Raw genomic sequence first — 16,653 nt, forward strand, 5'->3', positions numbered from 1 at the left:
CAGACCCGGCCGTCAAATTGGGCTGCCGCCACCCCTCCTCCACAGGCACCTTCCGCGCCATCGTAAGATAAAGCCCGTGACTAGCGAACAGACAACGACTTTTGATCTCTCGGCATCCTTCAAGGCCTACGATGTCCGTGGGATCGTTGGCGAGACCATCACCGCCGAAATCGTCGAAGCCGTGGGGGCCGCGTTCGTGGACGTCCTGCAGCTCGAGGGGCATACCATCCTGGTGGGCGGGGACATGCGCCCCTCCTCCCCCGAGTTCAGCAAAGCCTTCGCAGCCGGGGCAGCAACCCGCGGCGCAAACGTTGAGCTGCTGGACCTGATCTCCACCGATGAGCTGTACTTCGCATGCGGTTTCCTGGACCGCGCCGGCGCCACTTTTACCGCCAGCCACAACCCTGCCGGCTACAACGGCATCAAGATGTCCAAGGCCGGCGCCGTTCCCATCTCCTCCGAAACCGGCCTCAAGGACATCCAGACCCTCGCTGAGCAGTACCTCAACACCGGTTCCATTCCCGCTGCCGGCACCCGGGGCCAGATCAGTGTCCGCGACGTGCTCAAGGACTACGCCGAATACCTCCGCAAGCTGGTGGACCTGTCAGGTTCCCGCCCCCTCAAAGTCGTTGTCGACGCCGGTAACGGCATGGCCGGCCTCACCACGCCCGCGGTCCTGGGCGACACCCTGCTTCCCAAGCTGCCGTTCGACATCATTCCGCTGTACTTCGAGCTGGATGGCTCCTTCCCCAACCACCCCGCCAACCCGCTGGAGCCGGAGAACCTCCGCGACCTGCAGGCCGCAGTTATCGAGCACGGCGCGGACATCGGCCTGGCCTTCGACGGCGACGCCGACCGCTGCTTCGTGGTGGATGAGAAGGGCCAGCCCGTGTCGCCGTCGGCCATTACCGGCATGGTGGCCCGGCGGGAGATCGCCCGTGCGAAGGCTCAGGGCGAGTCCATGCCAACGATCATCCATAACCTCCTCTGCTCCCGCGCCGTGGCCGAACTGGTGGAGCACGACGGCGCCCGAGCCGTCCGCACACGCGTGGGCCACTCCTTCATCAAGGCCGTCATGGCAAAGGAAGGCGCAGTGTTCGGCGGCGAGCACTCGGCCCACTTCTACTTCCGGGATTTCTGGAACGCGGACACCGGCATGCTGGCCGCTATGCACGTCCTGGCCGCCCTGGGTGAGCAGGACGGCCCGCTGTCCGAGCTGGGCCGCGAATACGAGCCCTACGTCAGCTCGGGCGAGATCAACTCGGAAGTTGAAGACAAGCCTGCCGCCGTGGAACGGGTTCGCGCCGCCTTCGCCGGCGAGGACCTCACCATCGACACCCTGGACGGCAGCACCTTCACCGCCAACGACGGCAGCTACTGGTTCAACCTGCGCCCCTCCAACACCGAACCGTTCCTCCGGCTCAATGCAGAAGCTACCGACCGCGGCACCATGGAACGGGTCCGCGACCGCGTCCTGTCGATCGTCCGGGCCTAGGCCGGAATGGCTGACGGGACAATGCCGGAAGCGGAAGGACAGGCCTCCTGGCGCGACTCTGTTCCGGACGGCACCGCAACTGACCTGGAGAACCTCCTGGGGACGGGCGTCAGCGCCGCCCAGGAACAACTCCAGCGCAACGGCGGGTTCCTGCCCTTCGCCCTCACCGTCCAGAACGACGGCGAGGTACGGCTCGTTGCCGTCTCCCCCGCCGACGTGGCGGAGGATTCGGACGCGGACTTCGATGCCGACGCGATGATCAGCGACCTTCACGCCCTGCTGCGGCAGAACAGGGATGACTTCCGGGCTGGCGCCATCGTGTGCGACATCCTGCTGGTGGAGGAGGACTCGGACGCCATCCACGTGGCCGCCGAACACCGCGATGGCTCAGTCTTCGCGGCCGTGCTGCCCTACGCGGCCAACACGGCAACCCGCACATGGGAATTCGGCGAACTGGGTGCCGACACCAACGAACCCGCAATCTGGGTGGACTAGACCGCCGCCTGCCATGAAGATCAACGCCTTCGCCGATGTCAGCCTGCGGGCACTGATGGTGCTCGCCGCCGTTCCCGGCGGCGAGCTGCTCACCACGCAGAGCATTGCGGATTCGGTGGGAACGCCCTACAACCATGTCAGCAAGGCAATGGCAAAGCTGCGGAGCCTCGGGCTGATCGAGGTAGCGCGGGGCAGGACGGGCGGCTCACGCCTGAGCCACGCGGGCCGCACGGCAACGGTGGGGCAGATCCTGCGCGAACTTGACACACGCACCGACCCCGCCGAATGCATGGCGGCAACAGGCAACTGCCCGCTCATCAATGAGTGCAAGCTGCGGGCAGCGCTGGCGCGGGCCAGGGAGGCGTTCTACCGGGAGCTTGACTCCGTGGTGATCGCGGACCTGCCCGGGTCGCGTCAGATGGCCCCGGTCTTCGACATGATCGGCCTCCGGCCCGGACTCCGGCCTGGCCCCGGATAAGACTCTTTGCGGCCGGGCGCAACATCTCCGTGCAATTTGATTTCATCTTCTACGAGTTGTAGAACTTGAGCTATGAATACACGCATCTGAAATGCATGTATTCGTACTTGGCCGGACGAAGGCCCCGGCCACTATCTCAGGAGTCCGCATGCTCTCGGAAAAGTCCCGCCCCGTCATCGAAGCCACCCTTCCGCTGGTCGGGTCGCGGATCGGCGCGATCACGCCCAAGTTCTACTCCCGCCTTTTCGCCGCTCACCCCGAACTGCTGGACGGGCTTTTCAGCCGCTCCAACCAGCGTTCGGGCAACCAGCAGCAGGCCCTGGCGGGCAGTATCGCGGCCTTCGCCACCCACCTGGTGAACAACCCCGGCACACTTCCCGAAGCCGTTCTGTCCCGGATCGCCCACAAGCACGCTTCCCTGGGCATCACGGAGCCGCAGTACCAGGTGGTCTACGAGCACCTGTTCGCCGCCATCGCCGAGGACCTCGCCGAGGTCATCACGCCTGGGATCGCCGAGGCCTGGACTGAGGTCTACTGGCTTATGGCCGATGCGCTGATCAAGCTCGAGAAGGGGCTGTACGCCAGCCAGGCCAATGACCGGATGTGGATGCCGTGGCGCGTGGCGGCCAAGACTCCGGCCGGCACCGGTGCCATGACCTTCACCCTGGAGCCGGCGGACGACACCCCGGTCACGCCGGCACTTCCCGGCCAGTACATCAGCGTCAAAGTGGCGCTCCCGGAAGGGCTCCGGCAGGTCCGCCAGTACTCCCTGTCGGCGGACGCCGGGACCAGCCGCACCTTCACCACAAAACTTGACGACGGCGGCGAGGTCTCCCCGGTCCTGCACCGGGACGTGCAGGTGGGCGACATCCTCGAAATCTCCAACCCGTACGGCGAGATCACACTCAAGGAGGGTGACGGTCCCGTTGTCCTGGCCTCTGCCGGCATCGGCTGTACCCCTACGGCTTCCATCCTGCGTTCGCTGGCCGAGGCCGGAACGGACCGGCAGGTCCTGGTGCTGCATGCAGAAAGCGCCCTGGACAGCTGGGCGCTGCGCAGCCAGATGACGGACGACGTCGAACGCCTGGACAGTGCCGAACTGCAGCTGTGGCTGGAAAAGCCCGAGGCAGGCGCGCGCGAGGGCTTCATGTCGCTGCGGGAGGTGGATCTTCCCGCCAATGCGTCCCTGTACCTGTGCGGCCCGCTTCCCTTCATGCAGAAGATCCGCAACGAGGCCATCGACGCCGGGGTGCCGGCCACCAGCATCCACTACGAGGTCTTCGGCCCGGACATCTGGCTGGCCGGCTAGGCCTCCCAGCCCCTGAGTTTTTGGGCAGATACGGCGACTTGAAGTGACTGGAAGTCGCCGTATCTGGACAAAAACTCCTTCACGGAACGACGGCGGCCCCGCACCTTTCGCTCGAAAGGTGCGGGGCCGCCGTCGTGCTGCTGTAACCGTTTAGGAAAGACGCTTCTTCAGGCCGGCCAGCTCGGACTGGAGGGCTTCGGGCAGCGAGCCGCCGAAGTTCGCGAACCATTCCTCGATGGAGGAAAGTTCAGCAGCCCATTCGGCGGGGTCGACCTTCACGGCTTCCTCCACCTGCGCCGGGGTCATGTCCAGGCCCTCGAGGTCGATGGAGTCACCGGTGGGAACGAAACCGATGGGGGTTTCGACGGCGTCCGCCTTGCCTTCGAGGCGTTCGATGGCCCACTTGAGGACGCGGGCGTTGTCGCCGAAGCCGGGCCAGGCGAAGCCGCCCTCGGAGTTCCGGCGGAACCAGTTGACCAGGAAGATCCTGGGCAGCCGCTCGGGGTTTGCCTTGGCCGACAGGTTGACCCAGTGGTTCAGGTAGTCGCCTGCGTCGTAGCCGATGAAGGGCAGCATGGCCATGGGGTCGCGGCGGACCACGCCCACCGCACCGGCTGCCGCGGCAGTGGTCTCGGAGGACAGGGTGGAACCCATGAAGATGCCGTTGGACCAGCTGCGGGCCTCGGTGATCAGCGGGATGGTGGTCTTGCGGCGGCCGCCGAACAGGATGGCGGACAGTTCCACGCCGTTGGGGCTGTGGTATTCCTCGGCCAGCATGTCGATCTGGTCGATCGGGGTGCAGAAGCGCGAGTTGGGGTGCGCGGCAGGCTTGCCCGACTCAGGCGTCCAGGAGTTGCCCTGCCAGTCGGTCAGGTGCGCCGGCACTTCCTCGGTCATGCCCTCCCACCACACGCCGCCGTCGTCGGTCAGTGCAACATTGGTGAAGATGCTGTTGCCCTTGGCAATGGCACGCATGGCGTTGGGGTTGGTGCCCCAGCCGGTGCCCGGAGCAACGCCGAAGAGGCCCGCCTCGGGGTTGACCGCGCGCAGTTCGCCTTCCTTGCCGAACCGCATCCAGGTGATGTCGTCACCGAGGGTTTCGACCTTCCAGCCCTTGATGGTGGGATCCAGCAGTGCAAGGTTGGTCTTGCCGCAGGCGGAGGGGAATGCCGCTGAGACGTAGTAGGTCTTCTGTTCCGGGGACGTCAGCTTGAGGATGAGCATGTGCTCGGCCAGCCAGCCCTCATCGCGGGCCATGACGGAGGCGATGCGCAGGGCGTAGCACTTTTTGCCCAGCAGCGCGTTTCCGCCGTAGCCGGAGCCGAAGGACCAGATGGAGCGCTCCTCCGGGAAGTGCACGATCCACTTGTCCGGGTTGCAGGGCCACGGCACGTCTTCCTGGCCCGCCTCCAACGGGGCACCCAGGGAGTGCAGGGCCGGGACGAAGAAGGCGTTCGTCTCGGTGATGCGGTTGAGGACGTCGGTGCCGATGCGGGCCATGATGCGCATCGAGGCAACAACGTAGGCGCTGTCGGTGATTTCGACGCCGAACTTCGGGTCCTCTGCATCCAGGTGGCCCATGACGAACGGGATGACGTACATGGTGCGGCCGCGCATGGAACCTGCGAAGAGGCCGCGGAGCTTGTCCTTCATCTCCGCCGGGGCCATCCAGTTGTTGGTGAACCCGGCGTCACGCTTGTTCTCGGAGCAGATGAACGTCTGCTCCTCCACGCGTGCCACGTCAGCCGGGTCCGAGAAAGCGGCGAAGGAGTTGGGGAACAGCTCCTGGTTCAGCCGGGTCAGGGTTCCGGCTGCAACAAGCTCATCGGTGAGACGGGTGTTTTCCTCTTCGGATCCGTCAACCCAGTAGATGCGGTCCGGCTGCGTTAGCTCAGCAACCTCTTCGACCCATGCCAGCAGACCGGCATGTGTGGTGGGTGCTTTATCAAGCAGCGGTTTCTGCGCCAGATCGCCCATTTCGGTTCCCTTCCTCGGGTTCATCGGTGTGAGCTAAATGCTATGGTCCGGACCACCGGCATTTTTGGGCCGGATGCCGGGCAAATGGAGCTGCAAAAACCGGATTCCGCGAGAATTCAAGGAAAAGCAGCGGGAAAACGGCGAATTAAGTGACGAAGGTCACCTATACCGGTCTAGTTGCGCAGATTACATGGCTTTCGATTTGGCACGGCGGCCAACCTCGCGTAAAGTAATTCGAGGTTCGGGGAGAGCGGTTCTTCTCCAAGGACACGAGATGCGCCCATAGCTCAGCTGGATAGAGCGTCTGTCTACGGAACAGAAGGTCAGGGGTTCGAATCCCTTTGGGCGCACCAACAAGGTCCGCACCGGTTCGCCGGTGCGGACCTTTTGCGTTAACCAGCGCCGGCCCGCCGCGCATCCACCCCCCCTGTAGCCGCACCAAACAGGGCCCTTACTGTCACCGCCCGGGCGTAGGCTTTCCCCATGATGCCGGACGCTGTTGAGCGCGAATTTGACGTAGTGGTGATCGGCGCAGGCGCCGTAGGGGAAAACGTGGCTGACCGGGTGGTCCAGGGGGGATTGACAGCAGTCCTGGTGGAGGCAGAACTGGTGGGCGGCGAGTGCTCCTACTGGGCCTGCATGCCGTCCAAGGCACTCCTCCGGCCTGGGACCGCACTGCACGGCGCACAGACCACGCCGGGCGCGAAAGAGGCCGTCACGCGCACGCTGGATGCTGCAGCCGTACTGAAACGCCGCGATTACATGACCGCCAACTGGCAGGACGACGGCCAGGTGTCGTGGGTCAAGGAGGCAGGCATCGAACTGGTCCGTGGCCACGCATGGCTCACTGCAGCCAGGACCGTGGAGGTGGCCGGGCTGGATGGAACATCGCACCTGCTCCGGGCGCGGCAGGCGGTAGTCCTGGCAACCGGTTCCATGCCCAACACTCCCCCCATCGAGGGACTGCAGGACCTCCAGGTGTGGGGCACCCGCGAAGCAACGTCGGCCAAGGAGGTCCCGCAGCGGCTTGCTGTCCTTGGCGGCGGCGTTGCGGGCACCGAACTTGCCCAGGCATTCGCGCGCCTGGGCTCTGATGTAACACTGGTGGCGCGCAGCGGACTGCTGCGGAACTTTCCGGAGGAGGCCGCACGGCTTGTGGCCGCGGGGCTGCGCGCTGACGGCGTCGAACTCCGCCTGAACACCGCCACCGAGCGCATCAGCGAAAACGACGACGGCACGTTCAGCCTGATGCTGTCCGACGGGACCACCGTGACGGCCAACAAGGTCCTGGTCTCCACCGGCCGGCACCCCGCACTGGAGGGGCTTGGCCTGGAAAGCCTTGGCTTCGAGCCGGACAAGGACGGGCACCTTGTCCTGGCCACGGACGCCTCAGGCCTGGTCCAGGGAACACCCGGAGACGAGCCGTGGCTGTATGCAGTAGGAGACGCCGCCGGTGAAAACCTCTACACGCACCAGGGTAAATACGAGGCCCGCGCCACCGGCGACGCCATCGCCGCCCGCGCCAAGGGGGAACTGAAAGGAGCACCGGCCGAATGGAGCCGGTACGCGCAGACGGCCAACGCACACGCGGTGCCCGGCGTGGTTTTCACCGATCCTGAGCTGGCCTCCGTGGGCCGCACCCTGGAGAAGGCGCGCAAGGACGGGTACAACGCCTCCTCGGTGGAGCTTCCCATCCAGGTGGCCGGGTCCTCACTGCATTCCGAAAACTACGAGGGCTGGGCGCAGCTAGTGGTGGACGAGGACCGCAAGGTCCTCCTCGGGGCCACCTTCGCCGGCCCGGATGTCGCCGAACTGCTGCACGCCGCAACCATCGCCGTCGTGGGCGAAGTTCCCCTGGACCGCCTGTGGCACGCGGTGCCCTCCTACCCCACCGTCAGCGAGGTGTGGTTGCGCCTTTTGGAGAAGTACGGGCTGTGAGCGGTATTTGAACTGACCGGTCAGTTTTGTTAAGCTGGAAGCAGCCGCATTCCCCGCGAAAGGCGATTCTTGCTTTCAGCGCATCAGCTCCATGTCAAAGGCCGCCGCGATCCACTGCTTCCCTCCACCTCACTCCACGTCAGCCGGGGTGAACTGCTTCTCGTCGCGGGCCAGCGCCAGGACCATAGGACAGCTCTTGCCTTGGTCCTGGGCGGCAGGATGAAGGCCAGCAGCGGGGTGCTCAGCTGGGACGGCAACCAACGCATCCGCCAACTGCGGCTTGTCAGCGCGTTGGTGGACTCCCCCGGCGTCAACGAACCCGAGCAGCATCTGAGCGTCCGCGACCTGGTGACCGAGGACCTGGCCCTTGTCCCCCGCCGCTACCGGGGAGCGCTGCTGAGCGGCCCCTGGCTCAAGGTCAACGGCTTCGAGGACATCGCCGGTCTCTGGACCGAGCAGTTGGAGCCGCGCCGCCGGCTGGAGCTCCTCGTCTCCCTTGCCCTCGCCAACCCCCGCACGGACCTGGTGGTAGTGGACTCTCCGGACCGGCACAGCGCGGACGACGGCGACTGGCTGCCGCAGCTCCGGCAGTTGGCGTCCGACGCCGGGCGGCCGCTCGCCGTCGTAGCAACAGTCAGAGCCCTGCCGCAGTCATGGACCGGTCCAGCCGTGGAAGTCGGCAACGCCGAGGCGGGCCGCGAATCCAGGGACGAGGCAGCGCCCCAGGAAGCGGCAGACCTCCGGGGCGAGGCAGGGCGCCGGGACGAGGCAGGGCGCCGGGAGGAAGCAGAGGCGCAAGACGACGCGAACCGCCGCCCGGACCACCAGCACACCCACTTCGAAACAGAGGTTGCCAAGTGACCGTTCTGCGGCTGGCCCGCTCCGAACTCAAGCGCATGACAGGCGGGCTGCTGCCCAAGCTGACCATCCTGGCGCTGACCATGGTTCCCCTGCTGTACGGCGCCGTCTATCTCTATGCCAACTGGGACCCGTACGGGAACCTGGACCACTTGGATGCGGCTCTGGTTGTGGAGGACGCCGGCGCCACCGCCAGCGACGGCACCCATCTTGCGGCCGGAACCAAGGTGGCGGACAGCCTGGTGGAAGGCAACGTCTTCCACTGGGTTCCGGTGGCAAGCACCCAGGAAGCCGACCAGGCCGTCAGCGACGGTGAGTACGCGTTCGCCCTGAAGATCCCGAAAGACTTTTCCGCGAACCTCGTGTCGCCGGGCAGCTTCGATTCGGCCAGCCAGGCCATGCTGAACGTCACCACGAACGATGCGAACAACTATCTGCTGAGCACCATCGTGGACAAGCTGACCACGTCCGTACACAGCACCGTAGCCACGGAGGTGGGCGAGGAGACGGCCAACCAGCTGTTGACCGGCTTCGGCACGATCCATACCCGGATGGTGCAGGCCGCTGATGGCGCCGGCCGGCTGGCCGACGGCGTGGCGCAGCTCCGCGACGGCGCGGCCGGACTCCAGGGGGGAACCTCCGGCCTAAGTACCGGCGCTGACGACCTTTACGCAGGGCAACTGAAGCTGCGGGACGGCGCCAACCAACTGACCGACGGCGCCGGACAACTCAGCAGCGGCCTGTCCGCCCTCAAGGACAAGACCGCGTCCCTGCCCACAGACACGCAGACCCTCGCCACGGGGGCGGCACAGGTGGCTGCCGGCAACGCCCAGTTGAACGCGAAGTTCCAGGACGTGGCCGTCCAGCTGGAAACGGCCGACCAGGGACTCCGCACGCGCGTCATTGACTCGAACACCCGGCTGGTCGTTGCCGGCGTCCTTACCCAGGAACAGGCTGACAGCATCCTGGCCGACTTCGACGCCACGGCGGCGTCCAGCCCGGTGGCGGCGGCCAAGGCCAAGGTCCAGACGGACGCCGCCCAGGTCCAGCAGCTGGCTGAGGGCGCCGAGTCCGTCAGCGTCGGCGCCGCGCAGCTCGCTTCAGGGACGCCGGCACTCAAGGACGCCGTCCAGCAGGCGTCCAGCGGGGCGGACCAGCTGCACACCGGTGCCGCCACTCTGGCAACCGGCGGACAAGCAGCCCTGGACGGCACTGCCGGCCTCGCCGAAGGCGCCCGGAAGCTGGATGCTGGTGCGTCCCAGCTTGCCGCGGGGGCTGCCACTGCCGCCGATGGCTCACGTTCGCTGGCGGACGAGCTCGGCAGGGGTGCGGGGCAGGTACCCAACCCGGACGATGCCCAGAAGAACAACCTGTCGCGGGTGATGGCCGATCCTGTCGCCGTCAGCAACGTTTCCCAGGCGAAGGCCGACTCCTATGGGGCGGGGCTTGCACCGTTCTTCCTTACACTGGCGCTGTGGATCGGCATCTTCATGCTGGTGCAGGTCATGCGGCCCATTACGCAGCGGGCACTGGCATCCAACGCGCCGTCCTGGAAGATCGCCGTCGGCGGCTGGCTGCCGTTCCTGGCGGTGTCCGCGGTCCAGGCCACCCTGCTTACACTCGTGGTGAACCTCGCGCTGGGGCTGAACCCGGTGCACCCGGTCCTCATGTGGCTGTTCATGCTGGCGGCGGCCACGGCCTTCAGCGCCCTCATCCAGGGAATCGTGGCGCTGCTGGGGTCGCCGGGCAAATTGGTGGTGCTGATCCTGCTGGTGCTCCAGCTGGTGTCCTCCGGCGGCACGTTCCCCTGGCAGACCACGCCGGAACCCCTCCATGTGGTGCACCAGGTACTGCCCATGGGATACGTGGTCACGGGCATGCGGCACCTGATTTACGGGGCCGACCTGTCCATGATCCTCCCCACGGTCCTCGGACTCCTGGGCTACACCCTGCTGGGGGCCGTCCTGTCCACACTGGCCGTCCGCAGGAACAAATACTGGACGCTGAAGACGCTGAAACCGGAGATTGCAGCATGACCTCCGGGCCGCCGGCGCCAGCAAAAGGGCAGCGGCCAGGACGGACCACGGCTACCCGGCAAAAACTCTTCGACGCGTCCATGGAGCTTATTGGCCGACGCGGAGCCGCCAACGTCACCGTGGACGAGATCGCCCACGCCGCCGGGGTGTCCAAGGGCACCGTCTATTACAACTTCGGCAGCAAATCGGAACTCATCGCGCAGCTGCTGCGGCACGGCGTGGACATCCTGAAGGCACGGCTGCTCGAGGCCGGGACAGGGCCGGCACAGGATCCGCTGCAGGCCATGGAAGCCATGATCGGCCAGGCCATGGACTTCATGGCCGAGTATCCGTCCTTCGCCCGGCTCTGGGTGAGCGAGAACTGGCGGACGCCCAGCGAATGGCAGGGCACCTTCGCGGTGCTGCGCGGCGAGCTGCTGGCCGTCATTGCCCAGGCCGTAGACGATGTGGCGCAGGCGTACCCTGTGGACGAGTCCGTGTCCCGGGGCAGCCTGGAGACGGCAATCTTCGGTGCCTGCTTTGTGGTGGGGCTCGACAGGCAGACCTACAACCCCGAGCGCAGCCGTGACCAAAGTGTTGCAGCAATCATGGCCATCATGCGTGGCTACGTCCTGCGGCAGCCTGCTCCTCCGGAATGATGGTGCACGTGCGCCACATGGGGAAAAGCGGAAAGTTCGCGGTCATCGCCGGCATCGTTGCCGCGTTGCTGCTCGTGCTCACGGGGATGACCCTCGCCGAGCCGGTGTTCGTCGCGTTCCTTGGCGTGCTTGCCCTTGCGTATCTGTCCGCCGTCGGCGAGGTCCTGGTGCGGGGCCGCCGGCTGGTATTGCTGTGCGTCGGGGCCGGCACCAGCCTCACTGTCGGCCTTGTCCTGGCGTTCCTGAGCACGTGGGAGCTGGCGTTTGACGGCCAGTCCACGTTCCTGGGCACGCCGGTGCCCACCAATGATCCAGACAACTACTTCTTCGGCGCCGGGGTGTCCTTTGTGGCAACGTTCCTGGTCCTGTTCATTGGTGCCGCCTGGCCTGCCGGCAGAAGGGTGGCGCCTGCCCGGCGGCCCGCTGCGAAGCGGCGGCCTGCCGCTGCTTCCCGCCCGGCGGCCACCAAGGGCGCTGCATCCAGAGGCGCCGGACCTAAAATCGCGGCAGCAAAGGGCGGCGCGGCAAGAAGCGGCACGGCTCAGCGCGGCTCCGGATCGCGGACCACGTCGCGCGTACCCCCGACAGCCAAGCGGCCGTCGTCGTCCGCGGATCCAGCCCGCAGGCCTGCGCCCAAGCCCGGAGCCGGTTCCACCCCGCGGCACTGACGCCACCCGCCCAGGGTCAGCACCGCCGTCGCCACTCCGCACAGGAGCAGCAGGCCGCCGGCCAGCTCGGTGGGCGTCGGCACCTCCCCCAGCACAAGCCATGCGGCGGTCATCCCCACCACGGGGACCAGCAACGTAAACGGCACAACGGCCGACGACGGGTGGCTGGCCAGGAGCCGGTTCCAGATGCCGTAGCCCACCAGTGAGGCAAAGACGGCGGTATAGAGCGCGGTGAGGATGGTGGGCGCCTGGAGGGTGGCGAGCGTGGCGAGTACCGCGTCCGGGCCGTCCACGAGGAGCGAGAGCGCGGTGAGGGGTACCGGGACCACGGCGCCGGACCAGACCACCAGGCCCAGCCCCGAGGCTGCCTTCGCTTTCCGGGCGATGACGTTTCCCGCCGCCCAGGACAGGGCCGCAGCGAGCACGATCAGGAACGGCAGCAGGGGTGCAACGGCACTCCGGCCCGCGCCAACCACGGCGAGGCCCGCCACGCCCAGGACGACGCCGGCCAGCTGCCTGCGGTTCGGCCGCTCGCCAAGGAACGCAGCGGCGAGGAGGACGGTCAGCAGTACCTGGGCCTGCAAGACCAGGGACGCCAGGCCGGCCGGCATTCCCAGCGCCATGGACAGGTAAAGGAGGCCGAACTGGCCCGCACTCATGAAGAGCCCGACGCCGATGATCGCCATCCAGCTGACGTCCGGTTTCCTGATGAAGAAGATCCACGGCAGGACCACCAAAATGAAGCGCATGGCCACGAACAGGAGCGGGGGCACCTCCACGCCGCCCGGGTGCAGGCCGATGTCGATTGCCACGAAGTTCAGGCCCCACAGCACGGCCACCAGCACTGCAAGCAGGGAGTCCCGGAGATTCACGCTCCCTACTCTGCCAGAACCACCCGGCCGGAACGGGGCTAATGGGCGCGGGGCACCTTGAACTTGGTGATCCTGGCATCCTGCCCGTCCAGCTCCGCCCAGGGCTTTTCCGTCTCCAGTACGGTGAGTGCGCTGGTGGGGAAACGGGTGGCCGCGTCCATATAGGCGTCGTGGTCGGAATCGCGGGAGGCGAGGTGCATGGCCAGGTCCTGCACGCCCGGCAGGTGGGAAATCAGCATAAGCGTTGTCACGGTATCCGGCACATGGTTGATGACAGAGAGCATGCGGAGGGCGGAGGCGGCATACAGGCCGTCCTCCAGCTTCGGCGTGGGTGCCTTGTCCCCCAGCTCCGAGCACACCCAGGTGCAGGTCTGGCGCGTACGCAGGGCGCTGGAGCAGAGGATGAAGTCCGGGACGATGTTGTGCTTGAGCAGCCAGCGCCCGGCCAGCGGCGCCTCCCGGTGGCCGCGCTCCTCCAGCGGCCGCTCGTGGTCGGGCACACCGCCGGGCCAGTCCGCCTTGGCATGGCGCATGATCACAAGGCGGCGAAGATGGTGCTCACTCATGCCCCAAGCTTAACGAACCAGCACCCGCCCCAAACGGGGACGGGTGCTGGTTGGAAGACCTGGGGTCAGATCGAGTATTCAGGAGCGGCCCAGACCACTACTTCCGGGTGCTCGTAGAATCGGTAGCCCTGGCCGCGGACGGTGCGGACCGTGTTGGCGAGGCGGCCCAGCTTGGAGCGGAGGCGGCGGATGTGGACGTCGATGGTGCGCTCGTTGGGCACTTCCTCGGCGTTCCGCCACAGGCCTTCGAGCAGTTCGTCGCGGCCCACGGTGCGGGTGCCGTTTTCCACCAGGTAGTTGAGGAGCTCGAACTCCTTGAACGTCAGGTTGAGCGATTCGCCGTCGAGGTGGACTTCGCGGCGGGCAAGATCGATCAGGACACCGGACGGGCGCGGCTCCTGCGGCTGCTGCGGACGGGGCGTCTCGGTGCGCTGGCGGGAGTTCACCGTGGGGTCGCCGAAGGTGGAACGGACGACGTCGAGCGCCGAACCGGGGGTGCCCGCGGGGGCAACGGCAACGGCTGCATAGCTTTCGGCGCCGGTTACCAGGGACTGGGCGTAGGCGCGGATTTCCTGCGCAAGCTTGGCGATGGAGGTGCCGGCAGCCGCAGCGGTTTCCTCGTCGATGCCCATGTACAGGACGAACCCGCGGGCAACATTGTCATTGGCCACCGGGCGGACGGCGTTGGGTCCTGCCACCACGGGCGTGGGTGCCGTTACAGGAGCGGAGTCAGCCGTGGGAACGGCGCGGAGCTGCCCGTAGGAGTTGGGGTTGTAGCCCTGCGGCGCGTAGCCCTGGGCTGGGAAGCTGCTTCCGGAAGACGGCGAAATTGACGGGCGCGGACCAAATCCGGGGCGGAGGCCGGAGGGCTGGCCTGCCTTGGCGGCGTTACGGACAGAGATGTGGACGTATCCGGATGCAACAGACATGGATTGCTTACCTCAATGTGAATGGCCGCCATCGCGGCTCGAATGCTGGGTTTCCCCGCAATGCGGACTGGGGAGGGGCGCCCGACGCTGGGCTGGGGGGCGAATGCCTAAGAACTTCGATGGGTGGAGAAGGTCAGGCGTGCATTCGACAACAGCGCATGTCGGCAGCAGCTGATGTGCTGGGCCAATATTCTGCGGCTGCAGGTGCTGTTGAGTTCTTGTTCACATTGGAAGTGTGCAGCGTAACAATGGCAACTTGCAAGTAACAATGGATCGAATCGTCCGCATTGTGAGACGAAATGCTCTATTGTGGCGCAGATCACGATTCTGGCGGAAGCTAAAGAATAACATTCGTTATCCGATTTGCCGCCACAAATAGGGCTGTTGGCAGAATATTCTTCGCGAAAGGCGACTCCGCGAAGTTTTTTATTCAAGTGAGTGCGAATTGCCAAAATCGCCCCCTACTGCCCCGGCGCGTGTCCAGCGGCGCGCGGAGCAAGGGAAGAAATTTTCCCGCAAGCCCGCGTTTATCGGCCCGCAGGCCCAGGATCAACTCCGCTCCCTGCACCTGGCCCACGCGTCCGGGCCGAATACCTCCCGGCCGCGAGCGCCGTATGTACGGTCGATGGACTGTGACCACTGGATGCGATGCTCCCAAGTTCGACGGCTTGAACTGCCGCGCAGGCTCCGCCCGCCCACACCGGAGGTCCAGGCGCTGTTACTCATCGCGATGGACGCCGCCCAGGACCGCCCCGTTTGGGTGAAGAGGCCGGCCTCGGCCGCGGAGGGAACCAGCGGACGGGACTTGTCCAACGCAATGAATAGACAGGCCCACGAAGGGAAGGTCACGGCCGCATCACAGCCGGGCCAGACGCATAGCCCTCCACCTGCCCTTATGCGCCGACTGGCACAAGTCGACGCGCCGTCATCGTGATGTCCGTTACCTAAATGTGACTTAAGCGCTGAACTCCTGTAGCGTCGATTGGGTACGGTTCCCGTTCGGGCCGTATATCCGGATGACGCCAAGCTCTGCCACTTCCCGGATTCCGCTTGATCGAAGGCAGAGGCGGGGGACCCACCGTCCCGGGCACTGATTTGCCCTTGGGGTTAAGCCAGCACGTGATATTTCCGTGCGGCCGGATGCCCTCATCCGAACCCGACAGCTAACTCCGCAGGTGTGAGAGGCGATTCATCATGTTTACATTCCCGGCTAAACCGCGCCCGAAACAGGGTTCCGACAGCGATTCCCAGCGTTCGGAAGGCAAGAAGTTCACCCTCGGCAAGCGTGCCGCGGTCCTCGCAACGTCCGGTGCGCTGCTGGTAGGCCTCGGCGCCGCCGGCCAGGCGACAAATGCTTTTATTCCGGCGGCGTCCACCACAAGCACCACGGCGGCGGACTCCGATGCGCAGATGAGCATCGAAAAGAGCGAGATCCGGTCCCACCCGGCCGAGTCTCCCGCCCCCGCCGAAATCAACGTTGTTCCCCAGGCCGCCGAGCCGGCCCCCGCACCCGCGCCGGAGCCCGTCCCCGCGGCTGAGCCTGCTCCGGCACCCGAGCCCGCTCCGGCACCTGCACCCGAGCCGGCTCCTGCACCCGAGCCGGCTCCCGTCGTCGCGGTCAACGACCCGGCAGGCGCGCAGGCCTACGCCGCCGGCCAGCTTGGTTCCTACGGCTGGGCCCAGGACCAGATGCAGTGTCTGGTGACGCTCTGGACCAAGGAATCCGACTGGACCACCACGGCCACCAACCCCAGTAGCGGCGCCTACGGCATCGTCCAGTCCCTGCCCGCCGAGAAGATGGCCAGCGCCGGTGCGGACTACCTCACCAACTACCGCACACAGATCAACTGGGGCCTGAACTACATCAAGGAGCGCTACCAGTCCCCCTGTGGCGCGCTGAACTTCCACTACGCCAACAACTGGTACTAAGCCGCTGCTGAATTTCACCGGCCCTCACGCTGTCCGTGCGTGAGGGCCGGTGATTTTTGGGCTTAAGAGTCCCGTCCCGGGATGTACTGCACCGCCCACCTGTTGCCGTCCGGATCGGCGAAGTAGACGAAGTGGCCCCAGTCCTGCACGTCCACGTCGCTGACGTCGACGCCGTTCTCCTTGAGGTGGCGGTGCGCGGCTTCGATGTCGTTGACCACCAGCTGGAGGTTGGAACCGGTCCCCGGAGGGGCGTCCGTAAGTCCTTCACCAATGCAGATGGAGCAGGCCGAGCCCGGCGGAGTCAGCTGGACGAAGCGGATGGAGTCGGTGGGCCGCTGGTCGAAATCGGCGTTGAAGCCAACCTTGTTGACGTAAAAATCCTTGGCACGGTCCACATCGGACACAGGGACAAACACGAGTTCAAGTTTCCAGTCCATGGGCTCAGGCTACGGCTGCACCCCTTGT

General features: G+C 66.1%; 14 protein-coding genes, 1 tRNA gene and 1 riboswitch. Of the genes, 10 read left to right on the top strand and 5 right to left on the bottom strand.

Annotation, left to right across the window (positions count from 1 at the left end; all coding sequences use genetic code 11):
* Positions 1 to 76: 76 nt before the first annotated feature.
* The 4 genes from AC5RT3_RS04255 (at position 77) to AC5RT3_RS04270 (ending at position 3,777) form a co-directional block, all read left to right on the top strand.
* Positions 77 to 1,495, top strand: coding sequence for a phosphomannomutase/phosphoglucomutase (locus AC5RT3_RS04255; protein ID WP_494123582.1), 1,419 nt, complete (start codon positions 77 to 79; stop codon positions 1,493 to 1,495).
* Between the two features lie 6 nt (positions 1,496 to 1,501).
* Positions 1,502 to 1,990, top strand: a complete 489-nt coding sequence (locus tag AC5RT3_RS04260) for a hypothetical protein (RefSeq protein WP_494123583.1) — start codon at positions 1,502 to 1,504, stop codon at positions 1,988 to 1,990.
* 13 nt (positions 1,991 to 2,003) lie between these two features.
* Positions 2,004 to 2,468: an RrF2 family transcriptional regulator gene (locus AC5RT3_RS04265; protein WP_494052027.1), complete on the top strand. Its 465-nt coding sequence runs from the start codon at positions 2,004 to 2,006 to the stop codon at positions 2,466 to 2,468.
* Positions 2,469 to 2,616: 148 nt separating this feature from the next.
* Positions 2,617 to 3,777, top strand: coding sequence for a globin domain-containing protein (locus AC5RT3_RS04270; protein WP_494123584.1), 1,161 nt, complete (start codon positions 2,617 to 2,619; stop codon positions 3,775 to 3,777).
* 150 nt (positions 3,778 to 3,927) lie between these two features.
* On the opposite strand, the gene AC5RT3_RS04275 is transcribed toward AC5RT3_RS04270, so the two are convergent.
* On the bottom strand, positions 3,928 to 5,754 hold the full coding sequence (locus AC5RT3_RS04275; RefSeq protein ID WP_494123585.1) for a phosphoenolpyruvate carboxykinase (GTP): 1,827 nt from the start codon (positions 5,752 to 5,754) through the stop codon (positions 3,928 to 3,930).
* 276 nt (positions 5,755 to 6,030) lie between these two features.
* Here AC5RT3_RS04275 and AC5RT3_RS04280 point away from each other — a divergent pair.
* The 5 genes from AC5RT3_RS04280 to AC5RT3_RS04300 all read left to right on the top strand — a co-directional run bounded on the left by AC5RT3_RS04280 (position 6,031) and on the right by AC5RT3_RS04300 (position 11,224).
* Positions 6,031 to 6,107: transfer RNA gene (locus AC5RT3_RS04280), tRNA-Arg, on the top strand.
* A gap of 130 nt (positions 6,108 to 6,237) precedes the next feature.
* Entirely contained in the window at positions 6,238 to 7,692 is a 1,455-nt protein-coding gene (locus tag AC5RT3_RS04285) for a dihydrolipoyl dehydrogenase family protein (RefSeq protein ID WP_494052030.1), read from the top strand.
* A 69-nt stretch (positions 7,693 to 7,761) separates the two neighbouring features.
* The gene (locus AC5RT3_RS04290; protein WP_494052031.1) at positions 7,762 to 8,553 is read left to right on the top strand and encodes an ABC transporter ATP-binding protein; all 792 of its coding nucleotides are present in this window, start codon (positions 7,762 to 7,764) and stop codon (positions 8,551 to 8,553) included.
* Positions 8,550 to 10,586, top strand: a complete 2,037-nt coding sequence (locus tag AC5RT3_RS04295) for a YhgE/Pip family protein (protein ID WP_494123586.1) — start codon at positions 8,550 to 8,552, stop codon at positions 10,584 to 10,586. Before AC5RT3_RS04290 ends, AC5RT3_RS04295 begins: the two co-directional genes overlap by 4 nt.
* Positions 10,583 to 11,224 carry a TetR/AcrR family transcriptional regulator gene (locus AC5RT3_RS04300; protein WP_494052033.1) on the top strand — a complete coding sequence of 214 codons (642 nt, stop codon included), beginning with the start codon at positions 10,583 to 10,585 and terminating at the stop codon, positions 11,222 to 11,224. The genes AC5RT3_RS04295 and AC5RT3_RS04300 overlap by 4 nt, the downstream gene beginning before the upstream one ends.
* A gap of 541 nt (positions 11,225 to 11,765) precedes the next feature.
* Here AC5RT3_RS04300 and AC5RT3_RS04305 read toward each other — a convergent pair.
* The 3 genes from AC5RT3_RS04305 to AC5RT3_RS04315 all read right to left on the bottom strand — a co-directional run bounded on the left by AC5RT3_RS04305 (position 11,766) and on the right by AC5RT3_RS04315 (position 14,259).
* Positions 11,766 to 12,764 (bottom strand): EamA family transporter, encoded by a 999-nt coding sequence (locus AC5RT3_RS04305; protein WP_494123587.1) that lies wholly within the window; start codon positions 12,762 to 12,764, stop codon positions 11,766 to 11,768.
* A 38-nt stretch (positions 12,765 to 12,802) separates the two neighbouring features.
* Positions 12,803 to 13,330, bottom strand: a complete 528-nt coding sequence (locus tag AC5RT3_RS04310) for a SixA phosphatase family protein (protein ID WP_494010767.1) — start codon at positions 13,328 to 13,330, stop codon at positions 12,803 to 12,805.
* A 65-nt stretch (positions 13,331 to 13,395) separates the two neighbouring features.
* Entirely contained in the window at positions 13,396 to 14,259 is an 864-nt protein-coding gene (locus AC5RT3_RS04315) for a winged helix-turn-helix domain-containing protein (protein WP_494052036.1), read from the bottom strand.
* A 1,029-nt stretch (positions 14,260 to 15,288) separates the two neighbouring features.
* Positions 15,289 to 15,448, top strand: a riboswitch (cyclic di-AMP (ydaO/yuaA leader).
* 5 nt (positions 15,449 to 15,453) lie between these two features.
* Between AC5RT3_RS04315 and AC5RT3_RS04320 the strand changes: the two genes are divergently transcribed.
* On the top strand, positions 15,454 to 16,188 hold the full coding sequence (locus AC5RT3_RS04320) for an aggregation-promoting factor C-terminal-like domain-containing protein (RefSeq protein WP_494123588.1): 735 nt from the start codon (positions 15,454 to 15,456) through the stop codon (positions 16,186 to 16,188).
* Positions 16,189 to 16,250: 62 nt separating this feature from the next.
* Here AC5RT3_RS04320 and AC5RT3_RS04325 read toward each other — a convergent pair whose 3' ends face one another.
* Positions 16,251 to 16,625, bottom strand: coding sequence for a glyoxalase superfamily protein (locus tag AC5RT3_RS04325; protein WP_493974556.1), 375 nt, complete (start codon positions 16,623 to 16,625; stop codon positions 16,251 to 16,253).
* Positions 16,626 to 16,653: the final 28 nt, after the last annotated feature.

Source organism: Arthrobacter sp. Y3221159 (assembly GCF_059089885.1).

What these genes read in the sequence shown, in the direction of transcription:
- AC5RT3_RS04265 (WP_494052027.1), top strand. Translation starts at nt 2,004, where the DNA reads ATGAAGATCAACGCCTTCGCCGATGTCAGCCTGCGGGCACTGATGGTG.
- AC5RT3_RS04270 (WP_494123584.1), top strand. Translation starts at nt 2,617, where the DNA reads ATGCTCTCGGAAAAGTCCCGCCCCGTCATCGAAGCCACCCTTCCGCTG.
- AC5RT3_RS04315 (WP_494052036.1), bottom strand. Translation starts at nt 14,259, where the DNA reads ATGTCTGTTGCATCCGGATACGTCCACATCTCTGTCCGTAACGCCGCC.
- AC5RT3_RS04310 (WP_494010767.1), bottom strand. Translation starts at nt 13,330, where the DNA reads ATGAGTGAGCACCATCTTCGCCGCCTTGTGATCATGCGCCATGCCAAG.
- AC5RT3_RS04300 (WP_494052033.1), top strand. Translation starts at nt 10,583, where the DNA reads ATGACCTCCGGGCCGCCGGCGCCAGCAAAAGGGCAGCGGCCAGGACGG.
- AC5RT3_RS04275 (WP_494123585.1), bottom strand. Translation starts at nt 5,754, where the DNA reads ATGGGCGATCTGGCGCAGAAACCGCTGCTTGATAAAGCACCCACCACA.
- AC5RT3_RS04285 (WP_494052030.1), top strand. Translation starts at nt 6,238, where the DNA reads ATGATGCCGGACGCTGTTGAGCGCGAATTTGACGTAGTGGTGATCGGC.
- AC5RT3_RS04325 (WP_493974556.1), bottom strand. Translation starts at nt 16,625, where the DNA reads ATGGACTGGAAACTTGAACTCGTGTTTGTCCCTGTGTCCGATGTGGAC.
- AC5RT3_RS04260 (WP_494123583.1), top strand. Translation starts at nt 1,502, where the DNA reads ATGGCTGACGGGACAATGCCGGAAGCGGAAGGACAGGCCTCCTGGCGC.
- AC5RT3_RS04320 (WP_494123588.1), top strand. Translation starts at nt 15,454, where the DNA reads ATGTTTACATTCCCGGCTAAACCGCGCCCGAAACAGGGTTCCGACAGC.